This window comes from Roseibium sp. JB4-4, from assembly GCF_055693425.1.
This window is the reverse complement of record NZ_CM146333.1, coordinates 2930077-2953560: the sequence shown is the minus strand read 5'-3', so window position 1 is coordinate 2953560 and position 23484 is coordinate 2930077. Positions and strand designations below refer to the sequence as shown.

At 55.3% G+C, this 23484-nt stretch carries 24 protein-coding genes and 1 pseudogene; 11 read left to right on the top strand and 14 right to left on the bottom strand.

Annotation, left to right across the window (positions count from 1 at the left end):
* Nucleotides 1–192 precede the first annotated feature (192 nt).
* The 7 genes and pseudogenes from ACZ1HV_RS13810 to ACZ1HV_RS13780 all read right to left on the bottom strand — a co-directional run bounded on the left by ACZ1HV_RS13810 (nucleotide 193) and on the right by ACZ1HV_RS13780 (nucleotide 6597).
* Nucleotides 193–975 (bottom strand): succinate dehydrogenase iron-sulfur subunit, encoded by a 783-nt coding sequence (locus tag ACZ1HV_RS13810; protein ID WP_152503975.1) that lies wholly within the window; start codon nucleotides 973–975, stop codon nucleotides 193–195.
* A gap of 50 nt (nucleotides 976–1025) precedes the next feature.
* Nucleotides 1026–1877, bottom strand: a complete 852-nt coding sequence (locus tag ACZ1HV_RS13805; RefSeq protein ID WP_472718374.1) for an FkbM family methyltransferase — start codon at nucleotides 1875–1877, stop codon at nucleotides 1026–1028.
* Nucleotides 1878–1889: 12 nt separating this feature from the next.
* On the bottom strand, nucleotides 1890–3716 hold the full coding sequence (sdhA, locus tag ACZ1HV_RS13800; protein ID WP_298962400.1) for a succinate dehydrogenase flavoprotein subunit: 1827 nt from the start codon (nucleotides 3714–3716) through the stop codon (nucleotides 1890–1892).
* Nucleotides 3717–3721: 5 nt separating this feature from the next.
* Entirely contained in the window at nucleotides 3722–4105 is a 384-nt protein-coding gene (sdhD, locus tag ACZ1HV_RS13795; protein WP_298818775.1) for a succinate dehydrogenase, hydrophobic membrane anchor protein, read from the bottom strand.
* 11 nt (nucleotides 4106–4116) lie between these two features.
* Nucleotides 4117–4515: a succinate dehydrogenase, cytochrome b556 subunit gene (gene sdhC, locus ACZ1HV_RS13790; RefSeq protein ID WP_298818777.1), complete on the bottom strand. Its 399-nt coding sequence runs from the start codon at nucleotides 4513–4515 to the stop codon at nucleotides 4117–4119.
* A 361-nt stretch (nucleotides 4516–4876) separates the two neighbouring features.
* A pseudogene (locus ACZ1HV_RS13785) lies at nucleotides 4877–5798 on the bottom strand (glutaminase).
* Nucleotides 5799–5904: 106 nt separating this feature from the next.
* The gene (locus tag ACZ1HV_RS13780; protein WP_472718373.1) at nucleotides 5905–6597 is read right to left on the bottom strand and encodes a sulfate transporter family protein; all 693 of its coding nucleotides are present in this window, start codon (nucleotides 6595–6597) and stop codon (nucleotides 5905–5907) included.
* A 275-nt stretch (nucleotides 6598–6872) separates the two neighbouring features.
* Here ACZ1HV_RS13780 and creD point away from each other — a divergent pair, with 275 nt between their 5' ends.
* From creD to ACZ1HV_RS13765, 3 genes are all read left to right on the top strand, one after another.
* Nucleotides 6873–8291: a cell envelope integrity protein CreD gene (creD, locus tag ACZ1HV_RS13775; protein ID WP_472718372.1), complete on the top strand. Its 1419-nt coding sequence runs from the start codon at nucleotides 6873–6875 to the stop codon at nucleotides 8289–8291.
* Between the two features lie 291 nt (nucleotides 8292–8582).
* Entirely contained in the window at nucleotides 8583–9191 is a 609-nt protein-coding gene (gene msrA, locus ACZ1HV_RS13770) for a peptide-methionine (S)-S-oxide reductase MsrA (RefSeq protein WP_472718445.1), read from the top strand.
* Between the two features lie 140 nt (nucleotides 9192–9331).
* On the top strand, nucleotides 9332–9853 hold the full coding sequence (locus ACZ1HV_RS13765) for a hypothetical protein (protein WP_472718371.1): 522 nt from the start codon (nucleotides 9332–9334) through the stop codon (nucleotides 9851–9853).
* A 22-nt stretch (nucleotides 9854–9875) separates the two neighbouring features.
* Here ACZ1HV_RS13765 and ACZ1HV_RS13760 read toward each other — a convergent pair whose 3' ends face one another.
* The 4 genes from ACZ1HV_RS13760 to ACZ1HV_RS13745 all read right to left on the bottom strand — a co-directional run bounded on the left by ACZ1HV_RS13760 (nucleotide 9876) and on the right by ACZ1HV_RS13745 (nucleotide 14006).
* Nucleotides 9876–10535 (bottom strand): outer membrane protein, encoded by a 660-nt coding sequence (locus ACZ1HV_RS13760; RefSeq protein WP_298985105.1) that lies wholly within the window; start codon nucleotides 10533–10535, stop codon nucleotides 9876–9878.
* 75 nt (nucleotides 10536–10610) lie between these two features.
* Nucleotides 10611–12500 (bottom strand): DNA helicase RecQ, encoded by a 1890-nt coding sequence (gene recQ / locus ACZ1HV_RS13755; RefSeq protein WP_472718370.1) that lies wholly within the window; start codon nucleotides 12498–12500, stop codon nucleotides 10611–10613.
* Nucleotides 12501–12617: 117 nt separating this feature from the next.
* The gene (locus ACZ1HV_RS13750; RefSeq protein ID WP_298985102.1) at nucleotides 12618–13511 is read right to left on the bottom strand and encodes a 1-acyl-sn-glycerol-3-phosphate acyltransferase; all 894 of its coding nucleotides are present in this window, start codon (nucleotides 13509–13511) and stop codon (nucleotides 12618–12620) included.
* A gap of 117 nt (nucleotides 13512–13628) precedes the next feature.
* Nucleotides 13629–14006: an MAPEG family protein gene (locus ACZ1HV_RS13745; protein WP_298818796.1), complete on the bottom strand. Its 378-nt coding sequence runs from the start codon at nucleotides 14004–14006 to the stop codon at nucleotides 13629–13631.
* A 229-nt stretch (nucleotides 14007–14235) separates the two neighbouring features.
* Here ACZ1HV_RS13745 and ACZ1HV_RS13740 point away from each other — a divergent pair, with 229 nt between their 5' ends.
* The 3 genes from ACZ1HV_RS13740 (at nucleotide 14236) to ACZ1HV_RS13730 (ending at nucleotide 16209) form a co-directional block, all read left to right on the top strand.
* A complete protein-coding gene (locus ACZ1HV_RS13740; RefSeq protein WP_472718369.1) occupies nucleotides 14236–14691 on the top strand; it encodes an arsenate-mycothiol transferase ArsC in 456 nt (151 codons plus the stop codon).
* Between the two features lie 130 nt (nucleotides 14692–14821).
* Nucleotides 14822–15349 carry a protease inhibitor Inh/omp19 family protein gene (locus ACZ1HV_RS13735; protein ID WP_298818800.1) on the top strand — a complete coding sequence of 176 codons (528 nt, stop codon included), beginning with the start codon at nucleotides 14822–14824 and terminating at the stop codon, nucleotides 15347–15349.
* A 74-nt stretch (nucleotides 15350–15423) separates the two neighbouring features.
* Nucleotides 15424–16209, top strand: a complete 786-nt coding sequence (locus ACZ1HV_RS13730) for a DUF7662 domain-containing protein (protein WP_298818802.1) — start codon at nucleotides 15424–15426, stop codon at nucleotides 16207–16209.
* An 80-nt stretch (nucleotides 16210–16289) separates the two neighbouring features.
* Here ACZ1HV_RS13730 and ACZ1HV_RS13725 read toward each other — a convergent pair whose 3' ends face one another.
* Nucleotides 16290–16769: a RidA family protein gene (locus tag ACZ1HV_RS13725; RefSeq protein ID WP_472718368.1), complete on the bottom strand. Its 480-nt coding sequence runs from the start codon at nucleotides 16767–16769 to the stop codon at nucleotides 16290–16292.
* 22 nt (nucleotides 16770–16791) lie between these two features.
* Nucleotides 16792–17556, bottom strand: a complete 765-nt coding sequence (locus tag ACZ1HV_RS13720; RefSeq protein WP_298962382.1) for an alpha/beta fold hydrolase — start codon at nucleotides 17554–17556, stop codon at nucleotides 16792–16794.
* Nucleotides 17557–17748: 192 nt separating this feature from the next.
* On the opposite strand from ACZ1HV_RS13720, the gene ACZ1HV_RS13715 reads away from it, so the two are divergent.
* On the top strand, nucleotides 17749–18210 hold the full coding sequence (locus ACZ1HV_RS13715; protein WP_298818808.1) for a MarR family winged helix-turn-helix transcriptional regulator: 462 nt from the start codon (nucleotides 17749–17751) through the stop codon (nucleotides 18208–18210).
* Nucleotides 18211–18263: 53 nt separating this feature from the next.
* Here ACZ1HV_RS13715 and ACZ1HV_RS13710 read toward each other — a convergent pair whose 3' ends face one another.
* Nucleotides 18264–18809 (bottom strand): GrpB family protein, encoded by a 546-nt coding sequence (locus ACZ1HV_RS13710; protein ID WP_472718367.1) that lies wholly within the window; start codon nucleotides 18807–18809, stop codon nucleotides 18264–18266.
* 186 nt (nucleotides 18810–18995) lie between these two features.
* Here ACZ1HV_RS13710 and zapE point away from each other — a divergent pair, with 186 nt between their 5' ends.
* The 4 genes from zapE (at nucleotide 18996) to sucD (ending at nucleotide 23474) form a co-directional block, all read left to right on the top strand.
* Complete coding sequence (gene zapE, locus ACZ1HV_RS13705) at nucleotides 18996–20153, top strand: cell division protein ZapE (RefSeq protein WP_298819157.1); 1158 nt, start codon at nucleotides 18996–18998, stop codon at nucleotides 20151–20153.
* Between the two features lie 173 nt (nucleotides 20154–20326).
* Nucleotides 20327–21289, top strand: coding sequence for a malate dehydrogenase (mdh, locus tag ACZ1HV_RS13700; RefSeq protein ID WP_298818814.1), 963 nt, complete (start codon nucleotides 20327–20329; stop codon nucleotides 21287–21289).
* 79 nt (nucleotides 21290–21368) lie between these two features.
* A complete protein-coding gene (gene sucC, locus ACZ1HV_RS13695; RefSeq protein ID WP_298818816.1) occupies nucleotides 21369–22568 on the top strand; it encodes an ADP-forming succinate--CoA ligase subunit beta in 1200 nt (399 codons plus the stop codon).
* Nucleotides 22569–23474: a succinate--CoA ligase subunit alpha gene (sucD, locus tag ACZ1HV_RS13690; protein WP_298818818.1), complete on the top strand. Its 906-nt coding sequence runs from the start codon at nucleotides 22569–22571 to the stop codon at nucleotides 23472–23474.
* The last annotated feature ends 10 nt before the right edge of the window (nucleotides 23475–23484 follow it).

Sequence of the window (23484 nt, the reverse complement as noted above, 5' to 3'; positions counted from 1 at the left end):
ACGATTTATTTTGCTGTGACTGCAATCACAGCTTCATCGAATAAAGGCTTGGATTTTTTGCTCCGGTAGGGGACTATCGACGCCCTAAAGCGGTCTTCGTTCACCGGAGCGGGACGCAACACAACATCGGTGGTCCGCAAACAAAAAGGCCGTCCTTTGGACGGCCTTCAAAGTTCAGGTGATCAGCTAAGGTCAGACCCGCCGTTCCACCATCATTTTCTTGATTTCAGCGATTGCCTTGGCCGGGTTCAGGCCTTTCGGACAAGCCTGAGAGCAGTTCATGATAGTGTGGCAGCGATACAGCCGGAACGGGTCTTCCAGATTGTCGAGCCGCTCGCCGGTTGCCTCGTCGCGGCTATCGATCAGCCAGCGATACGCCTGCAGCAGAATAGCCGGGCCGAGATAACGGTCACCGTTCCACCAATAGCTCGGGCACGACGTGGAGCAACAAGCACACAGAATGCACTCATAAAGGCCGTCCAGCTTGACGCGGTCCTCATGGGATTGGCGCCATTCCTTTTCCGGGGCAGGCGAAACCGTCTGCAGCCAGGGTTCGATAGACCGGTGCTGGGCATAGAAGCGGGTCAGGTCCGGCACGAGGTCCTTGACCACCGCCATATGCGGAAGCGGGTAGATCTTGACCACATCGCCGGCAATTTCATCTGTGCCCTTGGTGCAGGCCAACGTGTTGGTGCCGTCGATATTCATCGCGCAGGAACCACAAATGCCTTCCCGGCAGGAGCGGCGGAACGTCAGCGTCGGGTCGATCTTGTTCTTGATATAGATAAGCCCATCCAGAACCATCGGCCCGCAATTGTCCGCGTCGACAAAATACGTGTCGACGCGAGGGTTGCGCCCGTCATCCGGATTCCAACGATAGATGCGGTATTCACGCAGGTTGGTCGCCCCCTCCGGCTTGTCCCACACCTTGCCTTCCGTCACCTGAGAGTTCCGAGGAAGCGTCAGCTGAACCATTTGTTACTGCTCCGCGTTGGGCCCGGTTCGCGTCCTGGGCCAGAGTATCTTCAAGCTTCTTCTTTAAGCTCAAGGACCATGTTGTCATTCGTCTGGCCTGTGATCTCGTACCCTCGGTCTGCCAATTCGCTCAGGCAGTCCTCGGTCCAATAAGGCCGGCAATTTGTTTCAAGCAGGATCACACGGGGCCAGAGTGGCCTGTCCGCGTGCCTCAGGAAGGGCAGCACCACCCGGTCTTCGAACCCTTCGACATCCACTTTCAGGAGGTCGATCCGTTTAAGTCCCTGGTCGTCTGTTATGGCGGTCAAGGGCCTGACCTTGACGAAGGTCTGCGACCAGTCTCCGGCCCATTCGCCGGTGGTCAGATCCTTCACAAAGGTGGCGAAACCGCAATTGCTCGGTTCGTGCCAAAGCGGCAGCGTATCTTCGCGTGGACCGACTGCGGAATTGATCACCGTGACACTGTCCAGAGCATTTGCGAAGACATTGAAGCTGAGCTTGGAAGCCGTCTGAGGATTGGCCTCGATCGCAACAACCCTGGCCCCGCGGTGAGCGGCAAAAATCGCATAGGATCCGATATTTGCCCCAACATCCACGAAAGTCTTGCCGGGTCCGAGCAGCGGTTCGATCAGCTTGTGCTCTTCGCGCTCGGGCAGCCGCCCCTTGGCCAGTAACTTTCGGTCGTCATAGTTTTCACCCGGATAAATCCGGAATTTGAGGCCGTCCGCCTCCAAGTCGTAAGGTCCCTTGAAAACCTTTGCGACCAAGGCGCGGATACGCTTGCGCAATCCTCTGGAGAGGTCATGACGATCTGCCAGACGCCAGGCAGCACGAACCAGCCGTTCGGCCCTGTAGGTGCCGAACGGACTGCTTGTGTCCAATAGAGTTGCCGCCTCACTCAACGTGCTGCTTCCTTAGTAGACGCGCGCCTTGGGCGCGATCTTCTTCGGATCGATCCCGCCTTCGTCATGCGTGGTCAGCGGGTCCAGAACGACAGGACGGTAGTCCAGCTTGACCTCGCCTGCGTCATTGACCCATGCCAGGGTGTGCTTGCGCCATTCTTCGTCGTTCCGTCCGGAAAATGGACCGTCCTTGAAGTCCTCGCGCGCGTGCGCACCGCGGCTTTCCTTGCGGGCTTCCGCGCCATAGACCGTGGTGATGGCGTTGGCCATCAGGTTTTCCAGTTCCAGCGTCTCCACCAGATCGGAATTCCAGATCAAAGACCGGTCGGTGACCTTCAGGTCTTTCATTTCACCCCAGATCTCACTCAGGCGATTGCATCCGGCTTCAAGGCTTTCCTGGGTGCGGAAGACAGCAGCGTCTTCCTGCATGGCGCGTTGCATCTTGTCGCGAAGATCGGCCGTTGCAACTGAGCCGTTGGCGTTCCGCAGCGTGTCGAAACGGTCCATGATCTTGTCGCAGGATGCTTCGCTCGGCGTTGGAATGGCTTCTTTCGGGTCAACGACTTCCCCGGCCTTGATCGCAGCCGCGCGGCCGAACACCACAAGGTCGATGAGCGAGTTGGAGCCAAGCCGGTTGGCGCCGTGAACCGACGCACAGCCTGCTTCACCAACAGCCATGAGACCTTGCTGAATGCGGTTCGGATTGTCGCCATCCGCGTTCAGGACTTCCCCCCAATAGTTGGTCGGGATGCCGCCCATGTTGTAGTGAACAGTCGGCAAGACCGGGATCGGATCCTTGGTGACATCGACACCGGCGAAGATGCGCGCCGATTCCGAAATGCCGGGCAAACGTTCAGCCAGCAGCGCTGGGTCCAGGTGATCCAGATGCAGGAAGATGTGATCGTTGTCCTTGCCGACACCGCGGCCTTCACGGATCTCCATCGTCATGCAGCGTGAAACAACGTCACGGGACGCCAAATCCTTGGCTGAAGGCGCATAACGCTCCATAAAGCGTTCACCCTCGGAGTTGACCAGATAACCGCCTTCGCCGCGGGCACCTTCCGTGATCAGGCAACCCGATCCGTAGATTCCGGTCGGATGGAACTGCACGAACTCCATGTCCTGTAGCGGCAGCCCCGCGCGTGCCACCATGCCGCCGCCGTCGCCGGTGCAGGTATGGGCAGACGTTGCGGAGAAATAGGCACGTCCGTAGCCGCCGGTCGCCAGCACGACCATCTTGGCCGAGAAGCGGTGCATCGTGCCGTCGTCGAGGTTCCAAGCAATCACACCCTGGCAAACACCGTCTTCGGACATGATCAGATCGAGCGCGAAATACTCGATATAGAACTCGGCGTTGTTGCGCAGAGACTGGCCGTAAAGCGTGTGCAAGATAGCATGGCCGGTCCGGTCTGCCGCCGCACAGGTGCGCTGCACGGGCGGGCCTTCGCCGTAATTTTGCATGTGCCCGCCAAAGGGACGCTGGTAGATACGCCCATCCTCGGTTCGCGAGAACGGCACACCGTAGTGCTCGAGTTCATAAACCGCCTTGGGCGCTTCACGGGCAAGGTATTCCATGGCATCGGTGTCACCGAGCCAGTCCGATCCCTTGACCGTGTCATACATGTGCCATTCCCAGCAGTCCGGCGTCATGTTTGTCAGTGACGCGGCGATACCGCCCTGCGCGGCAACAGTGTGGGAACGCGTTGGAAAGACCTTGGTGATACAGGCAGTGCGAAGTCCCTGTTCAGCCATGCCGAGTGTCGCGCGCAGACCCGCACCACCGGCACCAACAACGACCACATCATATTTGTGGTCGACAAATTCATACGTCTTGGCCATTCGGGTCAGCCTCCAAAGCCAATTTTAAGAACCGCAAAAATGCAGCCGAAGCCGATAAAGGCGCAAAAGAAGGTGTTTGCCATAAGCGTCAGGAACTTGATGCCATCGCCATGCACATAGTCCTCGATTATGACCTGCATACCGAGTTTCATGTGATAGACGCCGGAGAGGATCACCAGGAGGAGGATAATGGAAACAAGCGGATTCTTGAGCGTTTCGATCACATCGCCATGGCTGGCGCCTTGCATCGAAATCACCAGGATCACAAAGAATGAAATCAGAAAGACGTTGGCGACGGCTGTCAGGCGCTGTTTCCAGAAGTGGTCTGTGCCTTCTTTTGCCGATCCAAGTCCGAGAACCTTGTTCAAGGGTGTGCGCATATCTGTCATGACACTCTCCTTTATCGAACGATGTAGCCGATGATCCAAAGGATCAGCGTGAGCGAGACAGAGCCGACTATGGTCGCCTTGGCGAGCCACTCCCGGGCGTCCTTGCCAAAGCCGGCGCCCATATCCCACACAAAGTGCCGAAGACCGCCGAGCATGTGATGTACCAGCGCCCAGGTGAAGCCGAACAGGATCAGGCGGCCCAGAATTGAGCCGTAAATCTCGTTGACGAAATCGAAATAGGCCGGCCCGGCTGCAGCTGCGATGAGCCACCATGCCAGAAGGATGGTGCCGAAATAGAGTGCTGCACCGGTAATACGATGCAGTATGGACATGACCATCGTCAGAATAGGCTTATAAATCTGAAGATGGGGCGATAGCGGGCGGTTGCCCCGCAGATCGGCGTTCGGCATGGAATTCCTCTCCCGTACGACGCAGAGCGACATGAGGCAAGAATGCATCATTCGCCTTTTGGAGACGCACCGCACCGGTAATGGGCGACACTGGCAAACGTGACATCCTTAGCTCATTTCGCTCAAGTTTACGTTTACGCAAACGTAAGCAAATCAAAGCGTTGTCTAGAGGGGTTCTAGCGCTAACGCCTTCAAACGTCAAAATATCCTAAAGGCCAAAACGAGCCGAGACTACTTCTGAATCGTTTTAATTCACACGGTGACAAAAAGTGACTGGCGCAAGAGGTTCGCTCGGAGCTGTATCCCTTGTGCAATGCAGGTTTGTCTCTTTCACACACTTCACGCAATTCAGCAGCAATGCTCAAGCCGGATGCGGCACGCCGAAGACGGACCAACCGGTACTGTGCGCAAAGGTTTCCATGGCCTCCGTTCCCAATTTCGAATTGCCATACCGGTTCAGCCCGGGTGACCAAACGGCGATTGCTGCACGTCCTGGAGAAATAACCAGAATGCCGCCGCCGACACCGCTCTTGCCGGGCATTCCGACCCGAAAGGCAAAGTCTCCGGACCCGTCATAGTGGCCGCAAGTCATCATGAGTGCGTTGATTCGCCGCCGCCGTTCGATGGAAACGAGTGCCGGCATGGTGGGAGAATCGACCAAGAAGCGTCCAGCGAGGGCCAGTTGTCGGCAGGTCATTTCCACGGCGCATTGATGGCAATAGGTGCCAAGAACCTTGTCGACGGAATTGCGCAAGTTGCCATGCGAGGCAAGATAATGTGCCAGCGAGAAGTTTCGGTGCCCGGTCGCAATTTCCGATTTGGCGACATCTTCGTTGATATGAATGCTGTCGTCGTCTGCAGCTGCGCGCATGAACCTCAAAAGTGCGGCCAGCGCTTCGCGCGGAGATGATCCGGAAAGGTAGGTATCCGTCGTTACCAGGGCGCCTGCATTGATAAATGGATTGCGCGGAATACCGTCCTCCCGCTCTAGCAGCAGGATCGAGATCGAACGACAGGCCGGAGGGTTCGCGGCCGACCCGGTTCCACAACTGGTCGCCGACGTGTCCAAGCGCAAGGGCGAGCGCAAAGACCTTCGACACTGACTGTATTGAAAAGGGCGTGTCAGCATCGCCTGCACAAAACACGTCCCCACTCGCCAGCGCGACGCACATTCCGAATTGCTCGGGATCTATGTCGGCAAGTTCTGGAATGTAGGTTGCCACGCTGCCTTTGTCGGGGCTGGAAGCCGCTGCTGCCGCGATTTCTGTCAATAAACTCTGCATGTCTTCCTTCCGCTTGAAGAGGCAGTTCTTCAGATCGGTGGGCCGGATGCAAGGGTTTGAAGAGAGGAACCGTCAGAAATGCCGGAAACTTGGGCAATAAGAGCGGCTAGCTCGTTTGATCAATGCTTGAGTAACCGGGATGTTTGGCCGCGAGCATCTTGAACAGATGCAGCATGAAAATCGTGGCAAAAATCGGCGTTACCAGATTTAGGATTGGCACCGCCAACAGGCCAGCGATAATCAGGCCTGCAAGAAAGACGGTCCCGCTCCGTGCTTTTCTGAATGCTTTTGCCTCCGCAGCGGGCATGAAACGCATTGCAGCAAATTCGAAGAATTCTCGTCCCAACAGGTAGCCGTTCACCAGGAAAAAAGCGATCAGGTTAATGCCTGGAATCAGAAGCAGCAGGAGCGCAAAAATGTTCCCCAGAATGACAACGCCTGTGAATTTGATGGTCTGGCCAATCGATTGAGCAAATGGCAATGCACGGCCCGGTCGGTCGTCAGGATAGTCACGCGCCTCGACAATGTCGGCTATGTCATCTTGGAAAAGACCTGCAAAGAGCGCCGAGATTGGCGCAATCAGAAAGCCAAGCGCGAATATCGCACCAATGCCTGTCAGGATCGAAAGTGCTGTGTCCATCCATCCATAGGGCAACTCGACAAAGTTTACGACCAAGCCCTGGAGAGTGATCCAGACAACCAGCAGGACACCGAGCGTAAAGCCGATCATTTTCCAGAAGATTGAACGAAACGGAGGTTCAAAAACCTGAGACATGGCTCTGGAAGCGGCTTGGAACATGAGACCTGCAAAATTAAGTGAACGACTGCTTCGACATAAGTGCGGCGAAGAACCGACGCAAGTGCATCGGAAGGGCTCTCTCAAACCTGTTGTGAGCGTTTTGGCGTGTCGGGGAGATCGTCGGGAGCTACGGGGCGTTGCACGTTTTCTGCAAAATCAATGCGAAAAACCTCAACGAACGCGTCCAACCTTTCCCCGGATTGGATGGAAACCTGTTTGCGTTGAAAAGGCATCCGATCTGGTCGGGCGCCGCCTTGCAGAGGGTTTCCGATAGTATGAATAATTCAGACACAACCAGTTCAGAACCTGCAAATAGTCCCAAGCCGCATTCAAATGGCGGTCATGGCAAATCCAAATCATTTCTGAATTCACCTGCCATCAAATTCGTTTTGATTGGCTTTGTAACGATGGTGCTTTTGGTTCCCAGCCTTTTTGTCTGGGTACTCGTTGAAGAGCGGGCGGATCGAGCGCAAGAGGTCGCGCGTGATATCGCAAAATCCTGGGGAGGTACGCAGGAAGTGAACGGCCCGTATCTGGTGGTTCCCTACACGGAGACTTACCGGCAGGAGATCGACGACAAGAGCGTGACCAAGGTTGTACAGCGCGCGGCTGTCCTGTTTCCAGACGTATTGGAAATTGGAGGTGACATTGGTGTCGAGGATCGCAAAAAGTCAATCTATTCACTGCCGGTTTATCACGGGAGCTTGCAATTGCGTGGTCGCTTTGCCGCGCGTCCTACCAATATGTTCCGAGCCATGCATGGGGGGACAATTACCGTTGCCTACAACCATGCCCTGCTAACCATCGGTATCGGTGATGTCCGGGCGCTGAAAAGCGAAGTCAGCCTGAAGCTGAATGGAGCGCAGTCTCTGCCATTCGAGCCGGGCCTTGGACCACTCGAGATGAACCCGCAATACCGGGCGGGCCGTGCTCAAAGCCCTTCAGGCATTAACGTTGCCATTCCACACGCAACATGGCGAGACGGTTTCACGTTCGACATTCCGCTGCAATTGAATGGCTCCAGGGCAATTTATGTTGCGCCTGCCGGACAAACCACCAAGGTAGCTCTCAAGTCTGACTGGCCACATCCTGGATTCACGGGGGCGTTCCTGCCCGAAACCCGTGAGATCTCTGAAAGCGGTTTTGATGCCAAATGGACCATCCCCTATCTGGCTCGTGGCATTCCGAAAGTTCTGGTCACCAATTCAGTGCCGCTGCAGGACAAGATGCTGGGCGTGAAATTCGTTGAACCTGTTGACTTCTATCAGACAATTTCCCGATCGCTCAAATACGCCATCGGTTTCATCAGCTTGACATTTCTCGCAGTATTTGTGCTCGAGATGCGGTCCGGATGGCACTTCCACTGGATCCAGTATGGCTTGGTCGGGCTGGCCTTGATCATCTTCTATGTCATGTTGCTCGCCTTCGCAGAACACGTTGGCTATGCGTTGGCCTATCTGATAGCCGCTTTGGCGGCGACTGTTTTGAACGCTGCGTATGTTGGCACATCGCTTCGCAGCAAGGTCGCAGGACTGGTTATGTTTCTGGTTTTGGCGAGCATTTTCAGTGTTTTGTACGCGCTCATGCGCGAGCAGGACTACGCTTTGCTGATCGGATCCGTCATTGCATTCGTTGCACTGGCAGTGACAATGTTCGTGACACAACGCATCGATTGGTCAGGCCAGCAGGCATAGACCCAATCGAGACGTCGTTGCCCCACTTAAATGCGGGTCTTTTGAAGCGATACCGGGCGGGCCTGACGGCTCGCCTGGTTTCTATCGCGGCTTTTTTGTCTATTGCGATGGCTACATCGGTACTTGGGGTCCATGCACCCTTATCTGGTTTTGTCACATGACACTCACGCTCTTGTGCTGGGACGGCCATGTGAGTTGAGTTGCCTCTCTCCCGCGTTACGTTACCTCTTTGTGGTAACTGATGGAGGATTACTGATGAAGCGTAAGCTGCCCCTTATTCTCGCCACCCTGATGCTTGGCACCGCTCAATTCTCTCCCGCGCAGGCTGGAACGGCCGTTTTTGCAGGTGGATGTTTTTGGTGCGTTGAGTCTGATCTCGAAAAGTTGCCCGGTGTGAGGGATGTGGTGTCCGGCTATGCCGGCGGGAAGACACAAAACCCGACCTACAAGAACTATGAACGCGGTGGTCACCGTGAGGTCGTGAAAGTCGACTTCGACGAAAGCAAAATCAGTTATGCAGACCTTGTTGCGATCTTTTTGCGCACGGTCGATGTGACGGATGCCGGTGGTCAGTTCTGCGATAGGGGTTTTGGGTATTCAACAGCCATTCATCCATTGGACGATGCTCAGGCGAAACAGGCCAAACAGGAACTCGATAAAGCCAACAAGATCCTTGGCGGCAAGGTTGTGACCCCGATCGAGGGTGCTGCGGTCTTCTGGCCTGCTGAGGATTACCATCAGGCCTATTATAAGAGCGATGTCCGCACCCTGACGAGGTTCGGCTATGTCACCCGGGCGGAGGCCTACAAGGGCTATCGCAAGGCTTGCGGCCGCGATGCGCGAGTGAAGTCTGTATGGGGGGACGAAGCCTTCAAGGGCATACCGAAAGCCGGGTCTTAAAGACGGGCATACCCAGCGCCCGAAATGTGTTGCGCATCACTGTTTGAATGAAAAATCAGCCGTAGGCTTTGTCATGTTTGCCGTAAGGTAACTTTGCGCTACAATTTATTTCGTGGGCTCACCCTTGGGAGGGCGCTGGTATGCTAAGCTTGTTTGGAAGTCGAACTGCAGCGGAGCCGGAATTCATTTCCGAACTGAGGGCCGTAGAAACGGAAGATCGCCTGCGCGCCGGCCTTGCCGGTTTGCTGGAAGAAACCGATCTGGAAATCAGGGACACCAATACTCCGACCGAATTCACGGCCGAGGCAACTGTGGTCATCATGAAGGTCGTGTTGGCTGTCGTGGGGCGGGACTTCAATCATCTGTCTTTCGAAAACAGGTTCGTGACAGGTCTTTTCGGTTTTCTGGTCGCACACAATCTGTGCCGCCGCACTCACGCCGACCTTGGCGTGGTTCTGGGGATTGCGGGTCTCGACCTGTTCACTCGTGAGGAAATCGACCAGATCTACAAGCTTGGCTCCTCTTACCGCCGCCTGCGACAGCATCGGCAGATGCATCTTGCCTTGCGGGAAATCATCGACGAATTTCTGACGCATCCGAACGAAGAGACGCTGGGCAACCTGACAGGTGTCTATCAGCTCTGTTTGCGCCCGGAAGCGTGATCAGCCCGAATTCGCCTGAAGATCAAAAGCGGTAACCAACTCCGACCTGAAAGATGTCTGCGTTGCCTTCAGCCGTAAAACTTTGTGTCCCCGGGACACTGTATCGCTGGTCGCTGAATTCGTAGTGTTTGTAGTCGGCTCTTGCAAAGAGGCCTTCGGTGATGCGGGCCTCTAGCCCTCCACCGAGAACATACCCGACTTGGGTGTTTTCGTCGCTGGCACCATCGCTCTTTCGCTCAATTTCGTAGTTGCCGAAGCCGATACCGCCGGACAGATATGGCATGAACCGTCCGGCATCGTAGCCAATCCTGACGGTTGCGCTTGAGAGCCAATTGGATTTCTGCCTGAAATTGCCCGAGCTGGAGTTGCCGCGAAAATTCGTGAACGCGCCTTCGACGCCTGCGCCAAACACGATACTGTTGAACTGATGATCGTATCCAAGCGATCCTCCGAAGAGCGCAGACCTGAAAAAAGCGTCCAATCCCAGACTATCGGTTCCTTGCAGAAAACCGCCGCCGGCAAACAGAACGGCATTGAAGCCTGTCCAGCCCACGGGTTTCAGACGCAGATTTTCCGGCGATCCGAATTGTGCAACAGGAAGAACGTCTGTCGGAATGTCTGCTGCTTCGGAAACAGAAACCCCGACTGACATGGCGATGACAACAAGCGGCGTGAAACGCATGGATAGACCCCTGAATACAACCTTTGAGGGTTTTATCGGGTGAAAACTATCAAGAATGCGTTAAGGTAAACGAATTCATACCCCGGCCTCGAACGCTTCAACCAGATCGAGGAACGTCTCGCCGTATTTTTCAAGTTTGGATTGTCCGACGCCGGAGACAGCAAGCAGAGCATCTTTGGTCACTGGACGCGCCGCAGCAATGCCTGCGAGCGTCGCGTCGGGAAAAACAACATAGGGCGGAACGCTCTGATCCCGGGCAATCTGGGTTCTGAGCCTGCGCAGCCGCTCAAACAAGAGTTTGTCCTCGTGATCCAATTCGTCTGCAATTGAAGCGGTCCGGGAGGTGCGTGTTCTTTTCAGGCCCGCAGCGTTGCGGTCCTTGCGCAAGGCCAGTGTTTGTTCGCCGCGCAAGACGCTGCGCGCCTTTTCGGTCAATACCAAGGCTCCGAATTGGGCGTGGTCGACATCCACATAACCGGCTGCGACCAACTGCCTGGCAATTGATTGCCAGGTTTTTTGCAGGACATCCTGACCAATCCCGAAAACGGTCAAAGCGTCATGTCCGAAACGATTGGTTTTCTCGTTCGATTTACCCATGAGAACATCAATCACATGACCGGTGCCGAAGCGCTGGCCGGTGCGGTAGATCGCAGACATGAGTTTCTGCGCAGCTTCGGTCCCATCCCAGGTTTCAACCGGTGACAGGCACGTGTCGCAGTTTCCGCAAGGGTTTGCGTAGGTTTCTCCGAAATGTGCAAGAAGGGCTTGCCGTCTGCAGCCTGCCGTTTCGCAAATGCCAAGCAGCGCATTCAGTTTGGCATTCTCCGCCCGCTTCACGTCTTCCGGGGCATCTCCTTCCGCAATCATGCGTCGGCGCTGCACAAGGTCGGCCATGCCATAAGCCATAAAGGCTTCGGCTGGTGCTCCGTCGCGACCGGCACGCCCCGTTTCCTGGTAGTAGGCTTCAACGGAAGACGGCAGATCGAGATGGGCGACATAACGAACGTCGGGTTTGTCGATCCCCATACCAAAGGCGACCGTTGCCACAAGGCAAAGCCCTTCTTCAAGAAGGAAGGCATCCTGATTGGCCGCGCGCTGCCCTGTCGGCAGACCCGCATGGTAGGGAAGTGCTTTTATTCCCTTGGCACTTAGCCAGTCGGCTATATCCTCAACCTTCGCCCGTGACAGGCAATAGACGATACCGCTTTCACCTTCATGTTTTTTCAGAAAGTCCAGCAACTGTTGACGCTGGTTGGTCCGTTCCACGATTTCGTAGCGAATGTTGGGCCGGTCGAAACTGGAAGAGAAGACTTCAGCTTCTTCCAGCTGAAGCCGGGCCAGAATGTCTTTTTGGGTGTGCGGGTCTGCGGTCGCGGTCAGAGCAACCCTTGGCACGCCCGGATAACGCTCGCGAAGGCACGAAAGAGACAGGTATTCTGGCCGGAAATCGTGGCCCCACTGACTGACGCAATGCGCTTCGTCGATCGCAAACAGGGCAATGTCAAGCGTGTCCAGAAAACGGCGGAAACTCTCATTTCCAAGACGCTCTGGTGTCACATAAAGGAGGTCGACAGCCCCTCGCCGCAGGTCTTCCCGCAGCGCGTCCTGCTCATCCGGCGAGAGTGTCGAGTTGAGGGCCGCTGCTTTTACTCCGGCGGCCTGCAGAGCACCGACCTGATCTTTCATCAACGCAATCAGGGGCGATACAACAATGCCGACGCCTCGACGGCAAAGTGCGGGGATCTGAAAGCAAAGAGACTTCCCGGCGCCGGTCGGAAACAGAACGACAGCGTCATTGCCTTCACTCAAGGTCTCAATGACGGCTTGTTGTTTGCCCCGGAAGCTGCTGTAGCCGAACACCTGCTGCAAAACTGCAAGCGGCTTTGGTTCGGGAAGAACCGGCGGCGCGACGGCGGGCTGAACGGGCAGGGTATCCTGCGCGGCAATCGCGGGCGAAACTGGCATGAGCGAGAAGGTTCCCTTTCTTCATCCGCACCATGTCTTATTCGCACAGTCAGGGCAATGAAGGGGAAATCGCACCTGTGGATGACCGGTTTCGCCATTCAACAGGGCATATGAAAATCAGAATTCGGCGTCCGGATCTGTCGCCAGGGTTTCGGCACAGTGAACGCGCATCTGCTCGGCAAGTTCGCTGAGATCACCCGCAAGTCGCTCCGGGCGGATAGGTTTGCCGAAATGGACGCTGAATTTGGCATTCTTCTTGTTGAGCAGCTCATTGAAAACTGTCATGTCGCGCAATTCTGTCGACACCCTGGCAAGGAAATAGAAGAGGCCCGAATTGCGTCCTCCCATATGCATGGGGATGATCGGCGCTTTGTTCTTTCGAGCCAAAGCCAATGCAGACGTCATCCAGGGGCGTTCCGTCAACTTGCCTTGATGCCAATGGGCAAGACGTCCGGATGGGAAGAGCACCACAACGCGTTCTTTCGTGAATGCGGATGAGGCGAGTTTCAGGGTTTCTTTCGACTTTGTCCGGCTCTTGAAATCGGCCCGCCATTCGACGGGGACAATCATGTCCGCCAGCCGTGGGTTGATTCGGATTGCGTCCCTGTTGGCGAAAATGGACAGATCATCGCGGCAGGCCTTGATCGCATCGTAAAGAACAATGCCGTCGGCAATACCGGTCGGATGGTTTGAAACAAGAACCACGGGTCCTTGAGCGGGAACGCGCTCCAGGCCAATGGTTGTCACATCAAGCTGAAGCAGACTGCTCAAATGGGCAAAGCAGTCTACGGCTTCCATTTGAGCAATCTTGTCCGCCATATCGACCGCGGATTTGTAGCGCAGTATCTTGTATGCAAAAGGTTTGATGATGGGCCACCAGGGGCTGGCCATCACAAGTTTTCCGCGTTCGGCGATCAGGGAATCAACTATATGTTGTTCTGGAGCCTGCTTTTGGAGCGCAGCCTCACGCCGAGCCGGCAAGGCGTTTGTCGTCTGGTCTGTCGTCCGCACACTGCACCTCTGCCCATCGGTAACCTGCTACGCGTCCCTGCATCGTTAGCGAAATAGAACCTGTGGTGCAAACTCTCCTTGAAGAATTTACCGATCTAAATATCGCCTTGTTGCATTTCAACTCCACAAGGAGCTGGTGAACAGTCCCACGATCGTCAAGAAAGCCGCCGCCCATGCCAGCGACCGTGGTGTCGACCGATCCATCCAGTAGCAGAACACATAGATCAGTCTCAAAAGTACGAACAAAACAGCCAATCTGTCGATCCAATGTGGATCTGCGCCCTGGCTCATTGCGACAAAAACGGAAACCGCGAAAAACGGAAACGCTTCGAAGCCGTTGGCTTGAGCCGCCTGCGCGCGCGCCCTGAATCCTTCGCGCCAATAGTCCGGATCCCGCGGCAGGGCGTTGTTGAAGTCCTTGCTCAGCTTTGCAGGAAAAGCAGACAGGATCGGCAAAATTGCGGCAATCAGGATGCACCACAGTGCAATTGACATCATTGGCTCCAATTCAAATTCATGGACATACCGTCAGGACGGCGTGGGCGATGGAGATAAGGGTCACAGTCCCGGCACAGACGAATATTCGAATTCGTGTCTTTGTTCCAAAGATATCCTCATGAAAACAGGAGGCGAACTTCTCCTGTCATATTCTTTACCTGAAGGAGGGATAGGAGCATGTCGCTGCTGGCGCATCATTTACGTTGTTCTAAGAAGGGGTGACGTCTTGTCAAACACCACCTTGCTGTTCCTGTGCCCGGACAACGCTCTGCTCGGTCCTCTTGCAGAAGCCTATCTGAATTCGAAGGCGAATGGTCTGATACGAGCCTTTTCTGCAGCGTCTGCACCATCTGGGCGGCTGAGCAGGCATGTCGAAAGACTTCTTGCTGCCGAAGGTTTGGATGCCAGGGGTTTGACGCCAAAGCCGTTCGACATTTTCCTGCTGCCCTATGCAGTTGTTCCCGATAGGGTCATTTACCTGGCTGACCTGGCGCCGATCGATCAGCCATCACATTGGAAGGCAACCACCTCTAGCCACTGGTGGAGCATTGCTGGAAAGCCTCCGCTGGCGGAGGGCTTCACGGCAAGTGCAGGCTACTTTCTGAAGATCAGGACAGTGATCGATCGATTGCTGGTACCGCCTGGGTTACCGGCCTCGCCGGCGGTTCGGGACGTTGCCTGACCGTTGTCACTGCCATCCAAGTCAAAAATAGCGGTGCTTCATGTGCATTTTTTTCGTGATTTTGGATTTTCGACAAATTGTGGGCTAAGAGATGCACCATATGGGGACGAAGGTGAGGGATTGATTCGTCATGATGCGTGCGGGAAAGTTCGTTTTGATTGTTGGTCTAGTGGTTCTGACAGCCGCTTGCCAACGGCTATCGGGCAATCGGAACTACGCGGCTCCGCTGCCTGCGACACCGACAACTCCGGTCGGAACTGGGACACTTGATCCACTTGATCCCAACGCTCCTCCACCGGGCACAACCTTGACCGATCCGAACGCTGCTCCGACGGACCTTGCGAGCAATCCAGTTGCTGCACCGTCCGGTGCGAAGGAAGTTGGCCGAACCGATCTTTTGGGCGGTTGGAAGCTGTCTTCCTCGGGTGACAGCTGCATGGCGTTTATGACGCTGACGACCTGGTCCGGCGGCTACCGGGCTAATACCAGAGGTTGTGCTACGCCTGCATTGTCAGGAATCTCGGCTTGGGATCTGAACGGCAATCAAGTCGTTTTGAAGGACGGTTCCGGTGTGATCGTCGCACAGCTTTATTCCAGCTCTCCCGGGCAGTTTAACGGTCAAACCTCCTCCGGATCTCCCATCTCGTTGTTCCGTTAAAACACCTCCGTGTTTTTACTTTACAGTACGCGCTATGAGTGTATATTTGCATGGCTACCGGAAAGGCTGTGCGAATGTCCAAATACGAACCATTGCGCGAACACCTGGCTCGACTAGACGATGTTGTCTGGGCCGCCAAGCTGTATGAAGTCGAAGAAATCATCGGTTCATCGTTGCCGAAAAGTGCCCGCGAACACAGAACATGGTGGGCTAATTCGGGCGGCAGTCTGGTGCATCAGAATGCCTGGCTGGACGCTGGTTGGCGTGTGGAGCGAACCGACCTTATGCGGGACGTCATTGTCTTTCGCCGCCTGCGCATCGGAGGGACAATTCTTGCCGGCAAGCCAGCACGTTCCGAACGACTGGGGCGTGACCCTCAACGTGCTGCCGAGAAGCGGCTGGCAAAGGAGATGGGTGCCCTTCGGCAACCGGCGACCGTCACACTTCGTTCGGAGTGGACGCCGCTTGGGGATGTGCAAAGAACACCGTGTTCCAACTCGACCATTCCAAAAGGCGGCGGCGTGATGCGGTTCGCGGCAATGGATGGCGATGACGTTGTCACTGTAATCGTCGCAGCGCTTGCCGTGCAGAAGACCTATCGCGGTCTGAGAATGCAGGTGAAAGGCGTTGAGGAAGCCAGTTCCGAAAAGGAAGGACTGGAACTCATCAAGAAAGCCGGGTTCGATCCGACGGACCCGATTGAGTGCGACGTGGTCAAGTCAGGAAACGCCTGGCTGTTGACCGACGGTCGTGGCCGGAAAGCGAATTTGGATGATCAATCCGAGTGTTATCTCGTAGCGCAGCTTCTTTATCTGCAAGAAATGCAAAACGGCCGCAAGACGACGCTGATTTTGCGATAGCGCACGACCAACTTGGATTTTCAAATAGGTTGGGGGCTGCGTCCGGTTGATCCGGATGCAGCCCTTTTGTCGTTTGCGAACTATTTCGCTGCAATCATTGAGACTTCAACCATCACCGGCGCACCGGGTTTAGAACCGGGAAGTGCGCCCACTTCGACGGCGGCTCGTGCAGGCGGAATGTCTCCTTCTGACCAATAGGTGCCGTAGACTTGGTTGAACGCGCCATAATTGTCCATATCGGTGATAAAGACGGTCGCCCTGACGACATTGTTGAAAGTGTATCCGGCCTCGTTCAAAACGCCGCGCAGGTTCTCCATGACAATTTTGGTCTGGGCCTTGACGTCATTTTTTGCCGCGTCGGGAATTGCACCTTCAACATAGGGGATCTGTCCGGAGACAAACAGCATTCCGTTTGAGAGCTTGATTCCCGGTGAATAGGGGGCAATTGGCTTGTTCCCCGCAACATAGACGGGCGTGCGGCCGTCTTCCGCGATGGCGGCCCCGCTCAGAGCTGCCAAAGTCACTGCGGCCGCAGCTATTGTTTTGAATTTCCGATTCATTTCGTCCTCCTTCAAATGAATATCATTTGGCTGCTTCGATGATGAGATTGGCGACAAATTCCGGCTGGGAAACCATGATGGAATGACTTGACGCTATCTCCTTGGAAACGGCACCAATCTTCTTCGCGAACTCGCGTTGGAGCCCTGTTGGTGTCATGTGGTCCTCGCCGGCGATGGCATAAAAACTGGGTTTTTCTTTCCATGCTGTGGTGCTGACCGGCTCTCCAAGTGCAGAGCTGTTCAAAAGTCCCTGACTTGCCGCGATGAAATCGGTCTGATCCTTTGGCAGATCTTGTGCGAAGTACTTCGCGGTCGCCTCTTTCGACAGAAAGAAATAACCGTGTTCATCTTTTTGCAGCGCGCCTATGCCCGGAGCAGGGAACTTTTCGAGTTCGGCAGCTTCACCAAGAGATTGTCCCTCATTTGGTGCATAGGCGGCCACGTAGACCAGAGACTGGACCTTGTCATGTCCGCCGGCCTCGGTGATGACCATGCCGCCCCAGGAGTGGCCAACCAGAACCACGGGACCTTCTGCGCGATCAATCGCACGGTTGGTGAACGCAACGTCACCGGCGAGCGATTCAAGCGGGTTTTGAACAGCGATCACTTCAAGACCGGCAGCTTCCAGAAAGGGCGTTACTTTGCTCCAGCTTGACCCATCGGCGAATGCACCGTGAACAAGGACAACTGAATTGGCTTTCAGATCTGAAGCGATTGCCTGACCGGACGACCAGATCATGGCGCTTGCCATTGCGGCGCTCGCAAGGAAGTTTCGGAGTGAGGTCATGATAGGTTCCTTTAAAAAGGGTAAGCAATTAATTAGTGCACTATTTATTTGTAAGCTATTTAATATGTGTGAAGTCAAGCCTTTTCTGAAAGGATCGAAAATATGACTGATTTCAGTCGGTTAGAGACGGTGAGTCTTGAAACATATGCCGCATTGGTCTAAAAATTTGCGCACTATCTAATAGGACGCATCATGGAAAGCTGTACGACGGACGAGAAAGGCCTGCTCAGAATAGAGGATCAGCTGTGTTTCGCTCTTTATTCGACATCACGGGCGATCACCAAGGAGTATGCGGTTCTGCTTGAGACGATGGGTGTCACCTATCCGCAATATCTGGCGCTAATGGTGTTGTGGCAGAACGACGGCATTCTGGTGCAGGACATTGCCAGGAGCCTCGAAGTGGACCAGGCAACTGCTACCCCTTTGGTAAAGCGGCTTGAGAAACTTGGTTTTGTAACACGTCAAAGAAGCGCGGAAGACGAGCGGCGCGTTCAGGTGTTCCTGACCGAGAGTGGCAAGGGTCTCTACAAAACGGCACTTTCGGTTCCTCAGGGCCTGGGTTGCGCCATCGGCGTGGATGGACAAAGAGCCGAGAAGCTGATTAAGGAACTCAACGACATCAAGGCATTCATCGCACAGAACAATCTGCCTTGAACCAGGGACCGGGCTATCGGTCTCCAAGGGCCCTCAACTAAGAGCTTGCGATATCAGCGCCCTATTGGCGAAGCCAGTACTTCCTTGATAAAGGCGGTCTTACCCGCAGAGTAGTCGGACCAACACGGGCCGGTTTTGTGGTTCGAGGCAAGTCGCTCCTTGAGAGCCTCATACTGCAGCGCAAGTGTCCGCTCGCTGATTAGCTTGTCCCGAAAGGCAACCCTGTCTGCCGCTGCAGCGCACCCGGCCTTGCACAGACAAACACGGTGGTTCATGAGCGTTTCATTTTGATTAGGGTGATCGGAAGCAAGCCGTTTGGCTGTCTGTCGGGTCAACTGCACTTCGTCAGGCCGAAACCGGTTGCCATGGTCGGCATATCCGGCCGAGACCAGGCGACGGCGCAACTCGCCAAGATCTGCGGAGGGTTTTAAAAGAATGTCGATATGCAGTTTGGGTTTTGCCTTGATGCCTGGAATGGCGGTCGAACCGACATGTTCAAACCCGGTTACGTTGTCCAGGAGCGCTTGTTGCAGATCGCAAATGATCTTTTCCGCTTCTTCCTTCCAGTTGGGATCGTGCTCGCACAAAACTACGGGCATATGTTGAAAACCTTTGATTTCAATCGGTTGAATGAAAATTCTGTGCCTCGGCAATGCGCCCTGGGATAATTTCATGACTTGCATCTGCGGCAATTTGACCGTATTTCGCCCAAGGGTTTTTAGCAACCTGCGCCTTGGATACTCACCGCCCCATGAATTCTCATGGATGGAGCAGCACCCTTGAATATGGAACTGCCGGTTAACCGCGCCATGAGCGCCCGCTACGATGCTCTGATCGCGTCCGGTGAGATCACTGAGGACCCTGTCCAAAGAGAAGCGGTTTATCATCTTGATCTTTTGAACACTCGCCTTGCCGAAACCCGTCTGGCCTCAAAGAAGAGTTCACTTGGCTGGCTGTTTGCCAACAAGAAAAACCAGCTTTGGGCAAAGGTCGAGGGCCTCTACATGTGGGGCGGTGTTGGCCGTGGCAAGACAATGCTGATGGATCTCTTTTATGAGGTCACCGTGATCCGCAGAAAGCGTCGGGTTCACTTCCATGAATTCATGACCGACGTGCATGAGCGCATTCATGCGCACCGGCAGGCGCACAAGCGCGGTGAGGTCAAGGGAGATGATCCGATCCCACCGGTCGCCGAAAAGATTTCCGATGAAACCCGGTTGCTGCTCTTCGACGAATTTTCGGTCACCGATATTGCAGATGCGATGATCCTTGGCCGTTTGTTTACGCAGCTTTTCGAGCGTGGTGTGGTGGTGGTCGCAACTTCCAATGTCGAGCCGTCACGGCTCTATATGGATGGTTTGAACCGACAACTGTTTGTGCCGTTTATCGAAATGCTGAAGTCGCGCGTGGAAATTCTGCATCTGGATTCACCGACTGACTATCGGCTGGAGAAACTTGCTGGAGCACCGGTGTATGTCACGCCGCTGGGCAACGACGCAAATGCCCAGATGGACGCGCTTTTCACAAAGCTTACACATGGAATGAAGCCTCATTCCGAAGAGCTGGAAAACAAGGGCCGCGTCATACCGGTGCCTTCGGTCGCATCGGGTGCTGCGAGATTTACGTTCGATGACCTTTGCATGCAGCCGCTCGGCGCGAGTGACTATCTCCGTATCGCCAATGCCTACAGCACCATCTTCCTGGACAATGTGCCGGTCTTGTCGCGTGCGCGGCGCAATGAGGCAAAGCGGTTCATCAACCTGATCGATACGCTTTACGACAACGGCATCAAGCTGGTCATTTCAGCGGAAGCAGAGCCGCAGGAGCTCTATGTCGGAGAAGATGGCACGGAAGCTTTTGAATTCGATCGCACGGCCTCACGCTTGATCGAAATGAGGTCCGAAGCGTACCTTGCGGGAGACAATCGGGCAGTACACGCTTAAGTCTGCATTCCGTATAGGGGAATTACGCAGACGGGAAGAAACGAGAAATTTTGCTTCGCCTCGCGCAATATTCTTTTGGCGAACTTGCGCAGGGGCGGCAAAGAGAGTAGTGCCATCTTCAGTCATCAGAGGATGGCATAGAGTTCCATCTTACGTAAAGGGAAACTTTCGAAATGGCGCGGAACAAGATTGCCTTGATCGGCTCTGGTCAGATCGGCGGCACGCTCGCTCATCTGGCAGGATTGAAGGAACTGGGAGACATCGTTCTCTTCGACATTGCGGAAGGCGTTCCGCAGGGCAAGGCGCTGGACCTCGCTCAGTCTTCCCCGGTCGACCGCTTCGATGCCAAACTGGCCGGTGCCAACAGCTATGAAGCCATTGAAGGCTCCGATGTTGTCATCGTCACCGCAGGGGTCCCTCGTAAGCCCGGCATGAGCCGCGACGATCTGCTTGAAATCAACCTGAAGGTTATGGAGCAGGTCGGCGCTGGTATTTCCAAATATGCTCCGAACGCATTTGTCATCTGCATCACGAACCCGCTCGACGCGATGGTCTGGGCCCTGCAAAAATTCTCCGGCCTTCCGAAAAACAAGGTCGTCGGCATGGCCGGTGTGCTGGACAGTGCCCGCTTCCGTTATTTCCTTGCGGATGAGTTCAATGTTTCCGTCGAAGACGTCACGGCATTCGTTCTGGGTGGCCATGGCGACACAATGGTGCCGCTGATCCGTTATTCCACCGTTGCGGGCGTTCCGCTGCCGGATCTGGTCAAGATGGGATGGTGTACTGCTGAGCGGCTGGAGGAAATCGTTCAGCGTACCCGTGACGGCGGTGCGGAGATCGTCGGCCTTTTGAAAACAGGGTCTGCTTTCTATGCACCTGCCTCTTCTGCCATTGCGATGGCCGAAAGCTACCTGAAAGACAAGAAGCGTGTTCTGCCTTGCGCAGCAGCCCTTGATGGACAGTACGGCCTGAAAGACACCTATGTGGGTGTACCTGTTGTGATCGGTGCGGATGGCGTTGAACGCGTCATCGAAATCGACTTGCAGGGCGAGGAAAAAGCCAACTTCGATAAGTCCGTTGCTGCGGTCGATGGTCTGGTTGACGCTTGTAAGAAAATTCAGCCGGCGCTCGGCTAAGCGAGCGCCCGCTTTTTGAACTTAGCGGCCGCTTTTTCGATCATTTGAAAGAGCGGTCCTCCGAAAACGGGGGAGACACATGAATATTCATGAATACCAGGCCAAGGCAGTGCTGAAGCAATTCGGTGCGCCGGTCGCAGAAGGCGTGGCCATTTTTACAGCCGATGAGGCAGAAGCTGCCGCAAAGAAACTTCCCGGCCCGCTTTGGGTGGTCAAGACTCAGATCCATGCTGGTGGCCGTGGCAAAGGCAAATTCAAGGAATTGCCGGAAGATGCCAAAGGCGGGGTTCGCCTGGCTTTCTCACTGGATGAAGTCACGGCCCATGCCAAGGAAATGCTCGGCAACACGCTGGTAACCAAGCAGACCGGCCCTGCGGGCAAGGTTGTAAATCGCCTTTACATCGAAGACGGCGCTGACATCGAGCGCGAACTTTATCTCTCCATCCTTGTCGACCGCACGGTTGGACGGCCCGCATTCGTGGTGTCCACCGAAGGCGGCATGGATATCGAGGCGGTTGCCGAAGAGACGCCTGAAAAAATCATCACGCTGCCGATCGACCCTGAAACGGGTGTCACCGCTGCTGATGCAGGCCAATTGTGTGATGCGCTTGAACTGACAGGTGCGGCACGCGACGATGGCATGACGCTATTCCCGATCCTGCACAAGGCCTTTGTCGAAAAAGACATGAGCCTTCTGGAAGTGAACCCGCTCATCGTCATGAAGGACGGACATCTGCGTGTCCTTGACGCCAAGGTCTCCTTCGACGGAAACGCCCTGTTCCGCCACGACGACATCATGGCGCTGCGCGACGAAACGGAAGAAGACGCCAAGGAAATCGAAGCGTCCAAACATGACCTCGCTTATGTCGCGCTCGAGGGTGACATCGGCTGCATGGTCAATGGTGCCGGCCTGGCCATGGCAACCATGGACATCATCAAGCTCTACGGCGCAGAGCCCGCAAACTTCCTGGATGTCGGCGGCGGCGCGTCGAAGGAAAAAGTGACGTCCGCCTTCAAGATCATCACGTCCGATCCGAACGTGAAGGGCATTTTGGTGAACATTTTCGGTGGCATCATGCGCTGCGACGTGATCGCGGAAGGCGTTGTTGCAGCCGTCAAGGAAGTCGGCTTGCAGGTGCCGCTCGTTGTGCGTCTGGAAGGCACCAACGTGGAGCTCGGCAAGAAAATCATCAACGAAAGCGGCCTTAACGTGATCGCCGCTGATGATCTCGACGACGCCGCCCAGAAAATCGTGAAAGCCGTCAAGGGGGGCGCGTAAATGTCGATCCTCGTCAATAAAGACACGAAAATCATCGTTCAGGGCCTGACCGGCAAGACCGGTACGTTCCATACGGAACAGGCACTTGAATATTATGGCACCAAGATGGTTGCCGGTGTGCACCCGAAAAAAGGTGGCGAAACCTGGGGCAGCGTTGAAAGCGCCGCTCAGTTGCCGATTTACGCTTCGGTCAGCGAAGCGAAGGACGCAACAGGTGCGGATGCATCCGTGATCTATGTCCCGCCGGCGGGTGCCGGTGCTGCAATCATCGAGGCAATCGATGCGGAAATCCCGTTCATCGTTTGCATCACCGAAGGCATTCCGGTTGCCGACATGGTCAAGGTGAAGGCGAAATTGGACAAGTCCAATTCACGTCTGCTTGGACCGAACTGCCCAGGCATTCTGACCCCGGAAGAGTGCAAGATCGGCATCATGCCCGGCTCTATCTTCAAAAAGGGCTCCGTCGGCGTTGTTTCCCGTTCCGGTACTCTGACCTATGAGGCCGTCTATCAGACCTCCGTCGCCGGACTTGGGCAGACCACTGCTGTCGGCATCGGGGGCGACCCGGTCAAGGGCACCGAGTTCATCGATGTCCTGGAGATGTTCCTGGCTGACGATGAAACTCAATCCATCATCATGATCGGCGAAATCGGCGGCTCAGCCGAGGAAGAGGCTGCTCAATTCCTGAAGGATGAGGCCAAGAAGGGTCGCTCGAAGCCTATGGCTGGCTTCATTGCAGGCCGTACCGCGCCTCCTGGCCGGACAATGGGCCATGCCGGTGCCGTGATTTCCGGTGGTAAAGGTGGTGCGGAAGACAAGATAGAGGCGATGGAAGCGGCCGGTATCAAGGTGTCTCCTTCTCCTGCAAAGCTTGGTGAGACACTTCTCGAAGTCTTGAAGAGCTAAAATCGCAGGA

What these genes read in the sequence shown, in the direction of transcription:
- sdhD (WP_298818775.1), bottom strand. Translation starts at nt 4,105, where the DNA reads ATGACAGATATGCGCACACCCTTGAACAAGGTTCTCGGACTTGGATCG.
- sdhA (WP_298962400.1), bottom strand. Translation starts at nt 3,716, where the DNA reads ATGGCCAAGACGTATGAATTTGTCGACCACAAATATGATGTGGTCGTT.
- ACZ1HV_RS13715 (WP_298818808.1), top strand. Translation starts at nt 17,749, where the DNA reads ATGGAAAGCTGTACGACGGACGAGAAAGGCCTGCTCAGAATAGAGGAT.
- ACZ1HV_RS13765 (WP_472718371.1), top strand. Translation starts at nt 9,332, where the DNA reads ATGCTAAGCTTGTTTGGAAGTCGAACTGCAGCGGAGCCGGAATTCATT.
- ACZ1HV_RS13725 (WP_472718368.1), bottom strand. Translation starts at nt 16,769, where the DNA reads ATGAATCGGAAATTCAAAACAATAGCTGCGGCCGCAGTGACTTTGGCA.
- sucD (WP_298818818.1), top strand. Translation starts at nt 22,569, where the DNA reads ATGTCGATCCTCGTCAATAAAGACACGAAAATCATCGTTCAGGGCCTG.
- ACZ1HV_RS13745 (WP_298818796.1), bottom strand. Translation starts at nt 14,006, where the DNA reads ATGTCAATTGCACTGTGGTGCATCCTGATTGCCGCAATTTTGCCGATC.
- zapE (WP_298819157.1), top strand. Translation starts at nt 18,996, where the DNA reads ATGGAACTGCCGGTTAACCGCGCCATGAGCGCCCGCTACGATGCTCTG.
- ACZ1HV_RS13760 (WP_298985105.1), bottom strand. Translation starts at nt 10,535, where the DNA reads ATGCGTTTCACGCCGCTTGTTGTCATCGCCATGTCAGTCGGGGTTTCT.
- ACZ1HV_RS13735 (WP_298818800.1), top strand. Translation starts at nt 14,822, where the DNA reads ATGATGCGTGCGGGAAAGTTCGTTTTGATTGTTGGTCTAGTGGTTCTG.
- sucC (WP_298818816.1), top strand. Translation starts at nt 21,369, where the DNA reads ATGAATATTCATGAATACCAGGCCAAGGCAGTGCTGAAGCAATTCGGT.
- ACZ1HV_RS13730 (WP_298818802.1), top strand. Translation starts at nt 15,424, where the DNA reads ATGTCCAAATACGAACCATTGCGCGAACACCTGGCTCGACTAGACGAT.
- ACZ1HV_RS13720 (WP_298962382.1), bottom strand. Translation starts at nt 17,556, where the DNA reads ATGACCTCACTCCGAAACTTCCTTGCGAGCGCCGCAATGGCAAGCGCC.
- ACZ1HV_RS13780 (WP_472718373.1), bottom strand. Translation starts at nt 6,597, where the DNA reads ATGTTCCAAGCCGCTTCCAGAGCCATGTCTCAGGTTTTTGAACCTCCG.
- ACZ1HV_RS13710 (WP_472718367.1), bottom strand. Translation starts at nt 18,809, where the DNA reads ATGCCCGTAGTTTTGTGCGAGCACGATCCCAACTGGAAGGAAGAAGCG.
- creD (WP_472718372.1), top strand. Translation starts at nt 6,873, where the DNA reads ATGAATAATTCAGACACAACCAGTTCAGAACCTGCAAATAGTCCCAAG.
- msrA (WP_472718445.1), top strand. Translation starts at nt 8,583, where the DNA reads ATGCTTGGCACCGCTCAATTCTCTCCCGCGCAGGCTGGAACGGCCGTT.
- recQ (WP_472718370.1), bottom strand. Translation starts at nt 12,500, where the DNA reads ATGCCAGTTTCGCCCGCGATTGCCGCGCAGGATACCCTGCCCGTTCAG.
- ACZ1HV_RS13810 (WP_152503975.1), bottom strand. Translation starts at nt 975, where the DNA reads ATGGTTCAGCTGACGCTTCCTCGGAACTCTCAGGTGACGGAAGGCAAG.
- mdh (WP_298818814.1), top strand. Translation starts at nt 20,327, where the DNA reads ATGGCGCGGAACAAGATTGCCTTGATCGGCTCTGGTCAGATCGGCGGC.
- sdhC (WP_298818777.1), bottom strand. Translation starts at nt 4,515, where the DNA reads ATGCCGAACGCCGATCTGCGGGGCAACCGCCCGCTATCGCCCCATCTT.